This window comes from Methylophilus sp. Leaf408, assembly GCF_916856905.1.
Lineage (GTDB): Bacteria > Pseudomonadota > Gammaproteobacteria > Burkholderiales > Methylophilaceae > Methylophilus.
The window spans coordinates 2,112,286-2,126,151 of sequence record NZ_CAKASK010000001.1 but is presented as its reverse complement, the minus strand read 5'-3'; the positions used below and the strand labels follow the sequence as shown (position 1 = coordinate 2,126,151).

The following is a 13,866-nucleotide window of genomic DNA, read 5'->3' as shown; positions in this document are numbered from 1 at the left end:
TTGAAACGTTCCCCATTGCCGTCAATGCTAACCAGCCAGGTGCTGCTGGATGGGCTGTCTTATATTTTTAAAGGCGGGTTTTGGCTCAAAAATAGCCACCTGCCGCATAGGAATCATGCAGTGCCTGCGCATTTTGTCGGTATCTGCGTGGCGACCAATACGCAACCTGAAACCGATGACTACGTGCTGGCGCAACTGGCAGCGTTAGGACTGGGCCGCGTGCGGCTGGATGTTGGCGATGATGATATGTATGTACACCAGATCCGGTTATTGCAGCGGCTGCTGGATGCCAGCCTGATTGTAGATGTGCATTTGGTACAGCCGTTCGCCATTGCCAAACATATGCTGGATGGACAAGTGCAGGCCAGATGGCAGCAGTTTGTCGAACAGTTCTTGCAGCAATATGCCAGCCAGATTGCCAGTTTGGAAATCGGCAATACCATCAACCGCAAGCGCTGGTCCGGTTATCACTGGCCTGGCTTTATGCAGGCCTGGCAGATTGCGCATCGACTGGCCCGCCAATATGGTGTGAAAGTGGTTGGTCCGAATATCCAGGATTTTGAGCCGTTGTATAACATTAGCGCTTTCAAAAAACTGCAGGCCGAGCATTTGCTGCCGGATATCCACAGCAACAACCTGTTTGTTGAACGTGTGATTGAGCCCGAGCAACCTGATCACCGCATTTTCCAGTTCCGCTGGACGCGTTATTTCAAGTTTAACCTGATTAAAAAAGCCCGCCTGCTACAAAAAATCGGCGCGGATTACGGGGTAGAAACACTGATTTCGCCAGTGGCTTTCTGGGCGATTTACCGCATCCAGCGGCATTTGCCCGATGGCGGACAAAAGCAGGCTGATTACGTCACGCGCTACTTCACGTTGCTGGCTGCTTCCGGCGCCTTGCAACAGGCGAATTGGGGAGCGATGATTTGCCACCGTGAAGGTGTGATCAACGACGGCCTGGATGATGCGCGGTATCCAGCACTGGAGCGCGTAGCCTATTATCGGTCAGCCGATGGCAACCTGCATGAATACCAGCGCAATCCGAGTTTTTCTGCACTGCGTACCGTGGCGCGCTGGCTGAATGGTGCCGAATATGTAGGGCCGCTAGCCACCGGCAATGGCCTGGAAATTCATCAGTTACGCAAACATCAAAAACAGTTTCATATCGCATGGACCGTCAATGGCCACTGTGCGGTTTTAAATCAGGTGTATGCGGAATCCAGCTTGCGCCAGGTTGAGTGTATCAATCGCAATGGCCAGGCCATTGCACAACCTGCGCTGATTACCGAAATGCCTGTATACCTGATGTGGGATGCAGCTGAAACGGTTGAGTTGCATACAACTCATCCCAAGCTGTCGCAAACCATTATTCACGCTCACATTCAAGGCATGCAATATTTCCCGGTGCAGGAAGGCGACTGGCGCGGCATGATCCTGGCGGAGAGCAAAGAGCAGGCAGCGCAATTATGGTATGCCTGGCATCCAGGCACGCTGAAAGCGCCGGCCAAAGAGCAGGCGTTACGCCATGCCAGGAATGCCATCTGGCCGATTGCCGACCCAAGGTTGAGCGATAAGGAATTAGCCAGTCAGAGATCAGGCAAAGTGGCTGAAAGAAAAGTCACTGTCAAACAGCCAATCCGCATGCACTGGCACAAGACCTTGCTTGATCGACTCAAGCCAAGCAAAGCCAAACGTAGCTGGAATGGCGCCATGGAATTATTGCGTCGCGGTGTAGGCACAGCCATGCCACTGGCTTATTTCGAGCGTGCAGATGACACTTCACTCAAGCAGAATTTCTTTATTTGTGAGTTCGTGACGCATGATTTCACTATCGCCCAGGCGTTTATTGCTTTCAGTCAAGGCGCAGAACAGTTTAATGAGGTGCCGGCGCTTAGCTTGTACCAGTCGTTTGCGCGATTCTGCTTGCATATGCACGCTTCAGGTATTTATTTCAGGGATTTTTCCGGCGGTAACATCCTGGTCAGCAAACAAGATGATGGCCTGACGTTTTCATTGATTGATACTGCCCGCTTGCATGCTCACCCAACTGCGACGCCGTATAGTGAACGAATTGCCGATCTCACCCGTGCGGTACAAAAACTGCACTGGGATGGCCGCAAACAATTTTTGGCGCTCTACTTGGGCATGTCCGGACACAGTTTGAATATAGGCACTTTGCTGCCATTCTATCTCTATGATTTTAAAGTACATTTGAAACGCACCATAGGCCGCAAAGGCATACGCAAGTTATTGAGCAAGCTCAAAAACTTGCGTGCCGGAAAGCGTGCTTAGCGTAGTCTCATGAAAATCATGATGGCATGTTGCGCAGTTTAAGCACGACAAGCTTAGGTGCCAGTTTTAATATAGATACACGTAATAGCAAACGCTAAAACGAAACTAATTAAAGGAAATTAATCATGTGGACAAAACCAGCTGCTACCGAAATGCGTTTCGGCTTTGAAGTAACTATGTACGTAATGAACAAATAATTGTTCTTTACTACAAAAAACGGGCGCTATCAGCGCCCGTTGTCATTTGTATAGTACCGTTTATTTATGTTTTAGACCTTAAAACTTTTTAGCCGGGACTCGCTCAAAAATCGCAACAATCATTACCCTTGACTACAATGAACATATTTTCAATCACCTCTGGATTTATCCGCTACGTTGGTTGTGTGTTATTAGTAAGTTGCTTACCGCTACAGGCTTGTTTGGATCAACAATCGTTGCAAGCATTGGCAGACAAGGAAATGCAATATCTGCTACAGCGTATCCCACCGGCCTTTGGCGATGCTGTATCTGACCAATTGATTCATAGTCATATGCATTTAAAAGCTGGTGATGATTGTCAGGTACACTGGCAGTTGACACTGCCCGCTAAAGATATCGCTGAAGCGCAAGCCTTGCTGCAGGCGGAACCAGCCAAACAGATTATGCTTGCTGCTCAGGGTTACGAGATACCTGAGCGAGAGGATGTCGAAGCAGATTTTTTTGTAGACCCAACTAACTTGCAGCCTTTGCGAAAAGAGGTTTTGCAAACTGCTCCATTAGGTAAATTACGGGCCAGTGTTGAATTGATGTATGCCATGCTTACACAAGCAAGGACCAATGTGCAGGAAACGCATGCAGAATGGACACCAGCGGAGTTGCAATCTGTTCAAGCAAGCTGCCAGCAACAATTCCACGCCAGCAGTACTGAAGTCGCTTGCGATTGTTACAGTCGAGGCCTAGCGGAAAAATATTCGGCAAGACAGGTGAAGTACAATCGCTATTTGTTGACCAACCCTTACGCGTTTGCCACAGGCAATGGTGAAGAGTTTAAGCGCTTGGATAAGACGCTACAAACTTCCTGCGGGCTCAGCCTCTAAATTCGCTACACCTTATTAATAGTTAAACTGGCCAGATAAATACCAGCCGGTCTGGTTCTCTTTAGTGGCAATCGTACCCAGGTCTATATAAGCGCCAGTCACAGACACGTTTCTATGTGGAAACCAGGTCAGGAAAATATCTTGCGCCTTTTTCTCTTCAGCAGCCGAAAGATTATCAGGTTTAAAGCGTAATTCCGTACCTACCAGAAAGCTATCCGACAACATCACCGCGGCAGACACTGCAGGGTAAATACGATAACTGTCACGTCTATCACCACCAAACCCCAGCAAACCAAACTGGTTTGCTTTTGTTGCATGCAAGTTGGCATTCACGAGCAGGTTATAGCCATTGGCTGCGCCGAGAAATAGTTTGCTGGCAGCCACGTAGTAATCGACACCGCTACGATCTTTGGCACCTAAAAGTTTAGGGACAAAATTAAAGTCTTCGTTATATTTGTACTGTGCACCCACTGAAATCTGCGGCATCCAGCTATCCTGGTCATAAATGGCATCACCGATGAGGCGCAATTTAACGCCCAATGTATTCAGGCGTATCTCCTCACCGCGAATTGTGTTGCCCAGGCCAAATCTTGTTTGAGCCGCACTGACTTCCACACGGTTAACAAAGCCCAGTGAAATACCGGCTGAATTTAATTTGTAATCGGCTTTGGTTTCGGCATGGGTATAAAATGCCGAGCCACCGACTTGCTTGTCAGTACCGTAACCGCTAATCACTGCCCACGGCATTAAACCGCCACCGGCAGAACCTTCCACCTGCGTCACACCTCCTGTCGCAAGCAATCGGTCACCTGCATGAACAGCCGGCGAAAGTGCACCTAGGGCAACCAAGGCCGACAGCACATATGAAATGGATGTAGTGTTAGTCATAATAAATGTCTTGTTTATTTAATGATTGATGCATTATCCGACATTGCGATAAATATCATTGTGAGAACAAACTGTGGAATATCAGCTTTTTTTCAAAATACTTTCGAAAGCTCCACTGTAAGATGTGGTAATTGATCGAAAGAATAAGGAAAAAATCAATGCGTTATTATGTGATCGCGATGGCAATATTGTTATGTGCAGGGTGTGTGACGCAACCAAAGCCGGAAGCCACCTTGTTCCAGCGGATAGGCGGCTTGCCCATGTTGAGCAGGTTATCTAATCAAACCCTGGATATCGTCAGCAAAGACCCGCGTACCAGTCGCTCATTTGAGGGCGTGCAAATGAAAACCTTGAAAGAAAGTGTGACTAATTTTCTGTGTGTGAAAACCGGTGGCAATTGCGTGTATGAAGGTGAGACGATGAAGAAGTCCCATGCGGATTTGCACAACACGGTAGCCGAATTTGAGATTATGGTAGATGTTTTGCGTGAGCGCATGGATGCGAATGGCGTAGGCACTAGAGAAAAAAATGAGTTGCTGAGAATATTGGCACCGATGAAATATGATGTAGTAACCGATTAAGATGTAGTATCAATTCAAAAGTGAAGGAAACACGCATGTTGACAGTAGTAATGCGTAAGCTGTGGGTGGTCAGCACAATGACTTTTTTTGGGATGGCCCATGCCGATGTCACAGTGATTGTTTTGAGTGCGTCGGGTAATCCGGTAGAGGATGCAGTAGTGGCTTTTTATGATGGTAAAACGTCCGCCAGCAACCCGAATGCCATGGGTAAAATTGTGCAAAAGAACAAAATGTTTAACCCAAAAGTGACCATTGTGCAAACTGGCACCAGCATTAATTTTCCTAACGAAGACAGCTTTAGGCACCATGTATATTCGTTCTCGCCAGCCAAGAAGTTTGAGCTAAAACTATATTCCGGCGTACCGGCTGATCCCGTGTTATTTAACCAAGCCGGTTTGGTGACCTTAGGATGCAACATTCATGATTCTATGGTAGGGTACATCTACGTTGTAGATACACCATTCTTTGCGAAAACAGATGACAAGGGCAGGGCCGTCATTAAATTAAGCGATGGTCAATATTCTTACCAAGTATTATTGCCTGGGGTGAATAAACCGGTTGCCGAGCAAAAAGTTAAAATTGAGGGTGCTACAGAAGTTAAAGTGTCCATTCCATAAAATAAATCTGAATGATTAAATTCAAACATATTCGCTCACGAATAGCGTTTACATTTCTTTCCGTCGTTGTCGCTATCCAGCTTGCCGGTCTGATACCGCTCAAATACGCACTAGTTAAGCACGCAAATGAGCTTGCCGAAGAGCAGATTAACGTCGGCGAACGCGTGTTTGTTAACCTGCTGCAACACAATACCCAAAGCCTGAAACAAGCCACCCAAGTGCTGGCCGCTGACTATGCATTCCGCGATGCGGTAGCCAGCAACGATGCCGAAACCATAGAGTCAGCGCTGGAGAATTATCAGGGGCGTATTCATGCGCAGATTGCTTTTTACATCAGCAATAGTGAAGACCTAGTGATTGGCACGGCCAATAGCGAAAAAGCCATGTTTGACCTGCAAGCCAGTGAAGATGCAAAACAGGCAATCCTGCATAACCAGAATGGCACCCTGCAGTTTGATATTGTTGAAGGTAAACCCTACCAGCTGATTACCGTGCCGGTCAAAGCGCCAGATGTGATCGGCTGGATTGTGATGGGCTTTGCTGTGGATGGCCGGCTGGCTGACCAGATCAAGCAACTGACGCATCTGGATGTGTCATTCCTGCAAAAAACCCGTGAACATGAATGGCAGCTGATGAGTGGCACCGGTACCAACCGGCTTTCTAATGTGCTGGTTAAAACCGTCTCAGATATTTATCGCCAAAGATTATCACTGCATAAAGTCGATTTACAAGGCCAAACCTATCAACTCAAAATCCGCTCTTTGCACGAAACCAAAGATGAGGTGTTGCTGGTGGTGCTGCAAGGCTCTGTCGCTCCTTTCACGCGCGACCTGAACACCTTATTTCAAAACATGGTGGTGTTAACCTTTGTCGGCGTGCTGATTTTTGCCGCCCTGATCTGGTATGTCTCGCGCAAGACCACGGAGCCGATTGCGGAGCTGGTTAAAAATGCAGACGAAATCGCCATGGGTAACTATGAAAAAGAAATCCATGTGAATAGCATTGATGAAGTCGGTTACCTGGGCAAAGCGCTCAATAGCATGCGCGAAGCGGTGTTGCAGCGTACGCTGCGTATCCAGCGACTGGCGTTTAACGATGAGTTGACCGGTCTCTCGAACCGCCTGGCGTTAACTCAGGGGCTAAGCCAGTCAATTACCCGGCATGCAGAAACCCGGCAATCGCTGAGTGTGATTGTGATTAATATCCACCGTTTCAAGCCTATCAATAAAACCCTGGGCAGGGATTTTGGTGATGATTTATTGCGCCATGTCGGTCAGGTTTTGAAACAAAATGTACTTTCCGGGGAGGATGTCGTCGCTCGTCTGGATGCAGATGAATTTGCCGTGATGCTGCAACACACCGATCAGGCCAAAGCGACCAAGTATGCCGAAAAAGTTAACCGTATTTTCGATACGCCGGTCAATGTACAGGGTCAGGCGATCGATGTGCGTATCGCCATGGGGATTGCGCTTTACCCGGAGCATGGCGTCAGTGAAGAAGAGTTACTCAACCATGCGGAAACGGCCTTGCATGAATCCAAAGTCAAGAAGGCAGACTGGATTGTATACAACACCGCGCTGGAGATTGACCAATCGGAAACCTTGACCCTGATTTCAGACTTGAAAGAAGCTATCCAGAAAGATCAGTTATTGCTGTATATCCAGCCGAAAATTGATGTCAAAACGCGTAAGACCCTGGGTGGCGAAGCGCTGATCCGCTGGGTGCATCCGGAAAAAGGTATGATTTTCCCTGACCAGTTTATTCCGTTTGCTGAACAGACTGGCATTATCAGTGAGATTACCAACTGGATGCTGCAGCGTGCCTGCCAAGTATTAGCTGATTATCGTAGCCAGGGTTTGTACATGACTCTGGCGGTGAATTTATCTACCCGTGATCTCAACAATATGGAACTGCCTCAGCAGATTGAAGCTTTGTTAAAGACGCATAGGCTGGATGCAAAAGCCCTTAAGCTGGAGATCACGGAGGGCAGTCTGATGCAGGACCCGGAACGTGCTGAGACCGTGGTAAGGAAACTGGCATCGATGGGCTTGCACCTGGCGATTGATGATTTTGGTACGGGATATTCATCATTAGCCTACCTGAGGCAATTACCTGTGCAAGAGCTTAAAATCGACCGTTCGTTTGTCATGTTCATGGATAAAAACGCCAGTGATGCCAGTATTGTGAAATCAACCATCGACCTGGCACATAACCTGGGGCTCACTGTAGTCGCAGAGGGCATAGAGAACGAAGAGGTGCTTGGTCAGCTATCCAAACTCGGCTGTAATGAAGGCCAGGGATATTTTATCGGCAAGCCCATGCCGGAAAAAGATTTCTCAATCTGGCTCGAACGCTGGGAAAGCCAGAACGAGATTGATATCGATATTGGTGATGACCTGTCATTTGCCATCAATCCGCTGGACGGATTTAATTCCCCCACCTGACAGCGATAACTTTTGCTAATCATTGCTATAAAAACATTCAACTTCCCTTAGTGGCTGGTTGGTTTTACCATGCCTTTCATATGCTTAACAAAGGAGATTGAAATGAGCAAAATCAGAATGCATAAAAAAGGCAATTTTATGATCCAGACCTTGTTGGATTATTTCAGAAAATAATTTTTATTTTTATTGCCATTTAATAGCGCGCTATTTATAATCTTTTTTATGAGTAGCACAACAGCAAGCAAAACACCCATTTTAAACGAGCAGTTATGCTTTGCTGTGTATTCCTTATCGCTGGCAATCAATAAGGCTTACCGGCCTTTACTGAAAAAACTGGGGCTCACTTATTCGCAATATCTGGTGATGCTGGTGTTGTGGGAAAGTGACCAGCGCACAGTGAGCGACATTGGCGAACAGCTGTTTCTGGATTCGGCAACCCTGACGCCTTTGTTAAAGCGGCTGGAATCCGCCGAATTGTTACAAAGAGTGCGTTCTAGTAAAGATGAGCGACAGGTCATTATTTGCCTGACTGATAGCGGACGCAGTTTGCGTGAACAGGCATCCAACATTATGGATGAGATGCTATGCGCTATGGGTTGCCCGGTTGAAGAGCTCATGTCATTGCGCGACAGAATGAAGGAGTTACGTAACCATTTGATACAGCACGCGGGCTAGAACAAATTTTTTCGCAGTGGGGGTTGTTTTACATTTTTTTTGTCATAAATATAGTGCACTATTTAATTTTGCATTACTTGTTTTACAGTGTTAATTTTTACTTATCTACAGATTGAAAGGACATCATCATGAAAATAAAAATACTTATCAGCGTGTTATCAGCAGCTTCAATTATCACTGCAATGCCAGCCATGGCAGAGGAAAAACCGGTGACCGAGCAATTGGTCGATACCTTAACCACCCTGTCGGGTGGACCACATGCCGGATTCCGCTCTAACCATGCCAAAGGCGTGATGCTGGAAGGCTCTTTCCAGCCATCTGCACAGGCCGCTAGTATCAGCAAGGCCGCGCATTTACAGAAAGCCGATAGCCCGGTGCTGGTGCGTTTCTCTGATGCGACTGGTGTACCTAATATCCCGGATGCCAATGGCAATGCTTTCCCCAAAGGGATCGCTATCCGTTTTCAACTGCCTGATGGCTTGAGCACTGATATTGTCAGTATCTCGGTGAATAATTTTCCCGCGGCGACGCCAGAAGACTTTTTAGGCTTGCTCAATGCCGTGCGGGATTCGCAAAACAGCACCGCTAAACCAAGTCCGGTAGAACAGTTTTTAGGCTCACATCCGGCAGCTTTAAAATTTGTGACCACACCCAAGCCTGCGCCGGTCAGCTTTGCAACGCAGCCATTCTTTGGCGTGAATGCATTTAAATTTACCAATGCGGCTGGCCAAAGTGTTTATGGCCGTTACCAGATTATCCCGGTGGCTGGCGCGCAATATTTAACCAAGGAAGCAGCAGATGCCGCGGCGCCGGATTACCTGATGACCGATATCGGCGAACGTGTGAAAGCAAATGCCGTGCAATACAAGCTGCTGCTGCAAATTGCGGATAAAGGGGATGAAGTTAACAATGCGACGGTTCTATGGCCCGAAAGCCGCAAGATCGTTGAATTAGGCACTTTGACTCTGAAATCTGTGGTTGCGGATAGCAAGGCAAAAGAGAAAACACTGATGTTTAATCCCCTGCAATTGACTGAAGGAATTGAAGCTAGCCAGGATCCTATCTTGCTGGCCCGTCCGACCTCTTATGCAGTAAGCTTTGGCAGGAGACTGGGTAAATAAAGCCTGTTGATTAGAAATGAAAAGGCCCCGGTTGATCGCATCAGCCGGGGCCTTTTATTTAAGCACTCACAAACGTAGTCGCTTTGCCATTAATACAGTAGCGTAAGCCACTTTCCGTTTTGCCATCGGGAAACACATGTCCCAGATGTGCGTCGCAAACATTACATTTCACTTCGATGCGGTGCATGCCGTGGCTGCCATCTTCGATGTAAGCAATCGCATTGGGTGTCAGCGGCTGGTCAAACGATGGCCAACCTGAGGAAGATTCAAACTTTTGTCCTGAATCGAATAACTCTTGCTCGCAACAGGCACAGGCGTAACGTCCTGGCGTGAAAGCTTCACACATTTCTGAAGAAAAAGGGCGTTCGGTAGCACTCAGGCGGGCGATGGTGAAGACATCTTCATCCAGTATTGCACGCCATTCATCCACTGATTTACGCACTCTGTAATTTGGCTCAGGATTGCCTTCTCTGGCAAACTTGAGTACATCTTTCCATTTCAATATCATCATTTACTCACTGACGGTTATGAAGGTGACAGGTAACAAAAAAGCGCTTAAACCCGCTGTAATTCCATGCTTATTTCAGCAATGTAATTAAGCAGCTTGCCGATACACTTTAATCATCGAGTATATCATCACAACAATAGTTCGATTCGCGGGAGAAACCATTTGATCGTCAGACCCAGGCCCCATTTGCTTGAACTGTTTTTTATTATCAAGGGTTCAATCGTGCTGCGTATCATGCCACTGCTGATATTTGTGGCTACGCTTTCTACCCTCATTGTCGCTGTGTATACCTACGAGCCGGGCTGGTTGCCCAAGTTCGATGGCGGGCCGTTTGCCTTGCTGGGCATTACCTTGTCCATTTTTCTGGCGTTCAGGAACAATGCCTGTTACGAACGCTGGTGGGAGGCGAGAAAAATCTGGGGCGAATTTGTACTGACTTCGCGCAGCCTCGCCCGCTTGAGCCAGATACTGAATGCGAATGAAGCAGCCGACCAATCGCCGCGAAGAATTTTACTGCAAGGTAATATTGCCTATGCACAAGCGTTGCTGGTACAACTCAGGCCGACCAATTCCGTGTACAAAATTCAAACCTACCTCAGCGAACCGGTATTCCAGGAATACAAAAACAGCAGGAATCCACCAGAGTCTATTCTGCGGGCGATGGAATCTGTGCTGATTCAGGCATTACATAGTCACCGCATAGACACCATCCAGTTCAACATGCTGGATGAGCTGGTGCAAAAACTGGCGCTGGTACAGGCTTCGTGCGAGCGTATTCAAAATACGCCAATTCCGTTTGGCTACACCTTGCTGCTGCACAGAACGGCCTATACATTCTGCTTTTTGTTACCGTTTTGTTTTGCCAACACGCTGGGCTGGGCGACACCTTTCGTCACTGCGCTGGCTGCCTATACCTTTTTTGGACTGGATGCCCTGGGTAACGAACTCGAAGAGCCATTTGGCATGGGCGCCAATGCTTTACCGATCAGTGCGCTGGCAGATGTGATTGAGATTGAAACCAAAGAAGCATTGGGCGATAAAGAGATTCCGCCGTTACCTGTACCGAAAGAATTCGTGCTGATGTAATCACCGGATGCTTGGCGCGATTGAGAAACATCTGTACCAATGCTTATCTTTTGTAGCGCGAATATTGTAGGTCGCTAGTTTCAATCGCTGGTTTATCTTGGGCAATCAGGTCAGCCAGTACTTGGCCAGAACCGCAAGCCATGGTCCAACCTAAGGTGCCATGTCCGGTGTTCAACCAAACGTTTGGATACATGCTATTCGCCTGGCCGATAATCGGCGTGCCATCCGGTGTCATCGGGCGCAAGCCTGTCCAGAAACTGGCTTGAGAGACATCACCGGCTTGAGGGAATAATCCACGCAACATTTTTTCCAGTGTTAAACGGCGACGCGGATTCAGTGTCAAGTCAAAGCCTGCCAATTCGGCCATGCCGCCCACACGTATGCGTTGGTCAAAGCGGGTGATGGCAACTTTGTAGGTTTCATCCATCACCGTGGAAACAGGCGCGGCATCACCATTAATAATCGGCACGGTCAGCGAATAGCCTTTCACCGGGTAGACCGGCAAGTTTAAGCCCAGGCTTAGCATCAGCTCGCGCGAGTAACTACCGAGGGCGACCACGTAGTGATCTGCATCCAAATTCTCGACTCCGTGGGTTGTTTTAATTTCAACACCTGACAATAGATTTTGCTGGGTGATCAGGCGATTGATAGTGGCTTCCTGCCTGAATTTGACCCCCATGGTCTGTGCAAGGGCGGCCAAGCGGGTGGTAAACAACTGGCAATCACCGGTCTCATCATCCGGTAGATGCAGGCCGCCTAATAGCTGGTCTTTCACATGAATTAAAGCAGGCTCAATAAGCGCGCAGCCATCAGGGTCCACATGCTGGAAAGGCACACCCATTTCACTGAGCACCGTAATATCTTTGAATTCAACATCAAGCTGTTTTTGGGTTCGAAAAACTTGCAAGGTCCCCCGGCTGCGCTGCTCATACTGGATGCCAGTGTCAGCACGCAACTCACGCAGGCAATCACGGCTATATTCCGCCAGTCGTACCATACGTGATTTGTTCAGGGTGTAGCGTTCAAGTGAGCAGTTTTTAAGAAACTGGGACATCCATTGCAATTGCCACCGGCTTAAGTCCGGGCGCATGGAGAGCGGCGCATAGCGCTGAAACAACCATTGAAATGCTTTTAGCGGCACACCGGGGCCAGCCCATGGCGCAGAATAACCGGGTGAAATCTGTCCGGCATTCGCAAAACTCGTTTCCAGGCCGACTGACGGCTGCCGATCAACAACGGTAACATCACAGCCTTTTAATGCCAGGTAATAGGCGCTTGTCACGCCAATCACACCGGAACCTAGCACTAACACTCGCATTGATGACACTCCTGAAGCAGCAGTCGATGATATAAGGCGTTTTTAAACTGTTAAACCATATTATCAAAATTGATAGGAAAAGCCTGGTTTAAGAAGAGGAATATTGAACTGATTAATTAAAAAATTAATCTTTAAGCATTGCAGGCGGGATGTTGGTGACTTGCGACCTGCACGGAGGCTTGTTTGGTCTTCAATGGTGACGTAATTTTTGAAATAAGTATTTTGATCAGGTGAGGCTTGCTGGTAAAGGGTAAAAAGCGTACGGACCGCCAGTGAATTTAGATGACTTTAACTGACGACCATTTTCTCTAACGCCTCCACCATTACTTGCGCAGGGTCACAAGGCTCTGCCCATTCTTTGGATTGTGCCGCAATTTCCACCATACCGGTCGGGCTGGTGACATTCACTTCCGTTAAATAATCACCAATCACATCCAGCCCGACTAAAAACAGACCGTGTTGTTTGAGGGTTTTACCAACAGTTTCGGCGATCTCTAAGTCGCGAGCCCTTAATGGTTGTGCGACGCCTTTACCGCCGGCAGCCAGGTTGCCACGGGTTTCGCCGGCTTTGGGGATACGGGCAAGTGCATATGGTAGAGGCTCGCCATTGATGATCAGGATACGTTTATCGCCTTTGACTATCTCCGGGATGTAACGCTGCACCATGATGGTCTGGGTTTGAAATTGGGTAAGTGTTTCCAGGATGGCGAAAATATTCGGGTCGTCTTTACGCAAACGGAAAATACCGCTGCCACCCATGCCATCCAGCGGTTTGACAATGATATCGTCATGCTCGGCCAGAAAAGCCAGTATCTTTTCCCGCTGGCTGGTGACGATAAAAGGCGGTGCAAATTGCGGAAAGCGGGCTACGGATAGCTTCTCGTTCCAGCCGCGTATGGATGCGGGGTCATTGATGATGCGTGCACCTTGTTGCTGGGCGAGTTCCAGCAACAAGGTGCTATATAAATATTCGTTATCGAACGGTGGGTCTTTGCGCATCAATACGGCATCAAAAGCAGTCGGCATATGCGTGTTTTTCTCGCCGACTACCCAGCCACTGCCCTCAAATGCAAACGGCTGCGCATCCACCAGTGAAACTTCACGCTGCAAGTGCCAGTCCTGTTGTTCACATACCCATAACTCGTGCCCACGCGCATGCGCGGCACGCATGATGGCGAGACTGGTGTCTTTATAAACGGTTAGTTTGTGCAGCGGGTCGAGGATAAACAGCAGTTTCATCATGCACCTTCGAGTCGTTTAT

At 48.0% G+C, this 13,866-nt stretch carries 13 protein-coding genes; 9 read left to right on the top strand and 4 right to left on the bottom strand.

What is annotated here, in order from left to right; all coding sequences use genetic code 11:
* From LPA26_RS09945 to LPA26_RS09935, 3 genes are all read left to right on the top strand, one after another.
* Positions 1-2,292, top strand: coding sequence for a lipopolysaccharide kinase InaA family protein (locus LPA26_RS09945; protein ID WP_370634360.1), 2,292 nt, complete (start codon positions 1-3; stop codon positions 2,290-2,292).
* 125 nt (positions 2,293-2,417) lie between these two features.
* Positions 2,418-2,489: a pyrroloquinoline quinone precursor peptide PqqA gene (pqqA, locus tag LPA26_RS14295; protein WP_081624291.1), complete on the top strand. Its 72-nt coding sequence runs from the start codon at positions 2,418-2,420 to the stop codon at positions 2,487-2,489.
* A gap of 221 nt (positions 2,490-2,710) precedes the next feature.
* The gene (locus LPA26_RS09935; protein ID WP_229008178.1) at positions 2,711-3,367 is read left to right on the top strand and encodes a hypothetical protein; all 657 of its coding nucleotides are present in this window, start codon (positions 2,711-2,713) and stop codon (positions 3,365-3,367) included.
* 15 nt (positions 3,368-3,382) lie between these two features.
* Here LPA26_RS09935 and LPA26_RS09930 read toward each other — a convergent pair whose 3' ends face one another.
* The gene (locus LPA26_RS09930) at positions 3,383-4,255 is read right to left on the bottom strand and encodes a DUF3034 family protein (protein ID WP_229008177.1); all 873 of its coding nucleotides are present in this window, start codon (positions 4,253-4,255) and stop codon (positions 3,383-3,385) included.
* Positions 4,256-4,413: 158 nt separating this feature from the next.
* Between LPA26_RS09930 and LPA26_RS09925 the strand changes: the two genes are divergently transcribed.
* From LPA26_RS09925 to LPA26_RS09905, 5 genes are all read left to right on the top strand, one after another.
* On the top strand, positions 4,414-4,836 hold the full coding sequence (locus LPA26_RS09925) for a group 1 truncated hemoglobin (protein WP_229008176.1): 423 nt from the start codon (positions 4,414-4,416) through the stop codon (positions 4,834-4,836).
* 35 nt (positions 4,837-4,871) lie between these two features.
* Positions 4,872-5,453: a methylamine utilization protein gene (locus LPA26_RS09920; protein ID WP_229008175.1), complete on the top strand. Its 582-nt coding sequence runs from the start codon at positions 4,872-4,874 to the stop codon at positions 5,451-5,453.
* An 11-nt stretch (positions 5,454-5,464) separates the two neighbouring features.
* A complete protein-coding gene (locus LPA26_RS09915; protein ID WP_055830531.1) occupies positions 5,465-7,897 on the top strand; it encodes an EAL domain-containing protein in 2,433 nt (810 codons plus the stop codon).
* Positions 7,898-8,119: 222 nt separating this feature from the next.
* Positions 8,120-8,572: a MarR family winged helix-turn-helix transcriptional regulator gene (locus tag LPA26_RS09910; protein WP_055868757.1), complete on the top strand. Its 453-nt coding sequence runs from the start codon at positions 8,120-8,122 to the stop codon at positions 8,570-8,572.
* Positions 8,573-8,700: 128 nt separating this feature from the next.
* A complete protein-coding gene (locus LPA26_RS09905; protein ID WP_229008174.1) occupies positions 8,701-9,693 on the top strand; it encodes a catalase family peroxidase in 993 nt (330 codons plus the stop codon).
* A gap of 58 nt (positions 9,694-9,751) precedes the next feature.
* On the opposite strand, the gene msrB is transcribed toward LPA26_RS09905, so the two are convergent.
* Positions 9,752-10,204, bottom strand: a complete 453-nt coding sequence (gene msrB, locus LPA26_RS09900; protein ID WP_229008173.1) for a peptide-methionine (R)-S-oxide reductase MsrB — start codon at positions 10,202-10,204, stop codon at positions 9,752-9,754.
* 159 nt (positions 10,205-10,363) lie between these two features.
* Between msrB and LPA26_RS09895 the strand changes: the two genes are divergently transcribed.
* Positions 10,364-11,287, top strand: coding sequence for a bestrophin family protein (locus tag LPA26_RS09895; protein WP_229008172.1), 924 nt, complete (start codon positions 10,364-10,366; stop codon positions 11,285-11,287).
* Positions 11,288-11,330: 43 nt separating this feature from the next.
* Here LPA26_RS09895 and LPA26_RS09890 read toward each other — a convergent pair whose 3' ends face one another.
* A complete protein-coding gene (locus LPA26_RS09890) occupies positions 11,331-12,605 on the bottom strand; it encodes a D-amino acid dehydrogenase (RefSeq protein WP_229008171.1) in 1,275 nt (424 codons plus the stop codon).
* A gap of 288 nt (positions 12,606-12,893) precedes the next feature.
* Positions 12,894-13,844 (bottom strand): glutathione synthase, encoded by a 951-nt coding sequence (gene gshB / locus LPA26_RS09885; protein WP_229008352.1) that lies wholly within the window; start codon positions 13,842-13,844, stop codon positions 12,894-12,896.
* Positions 13,845-13,866 lie beyond the last annotated feature (22 nt).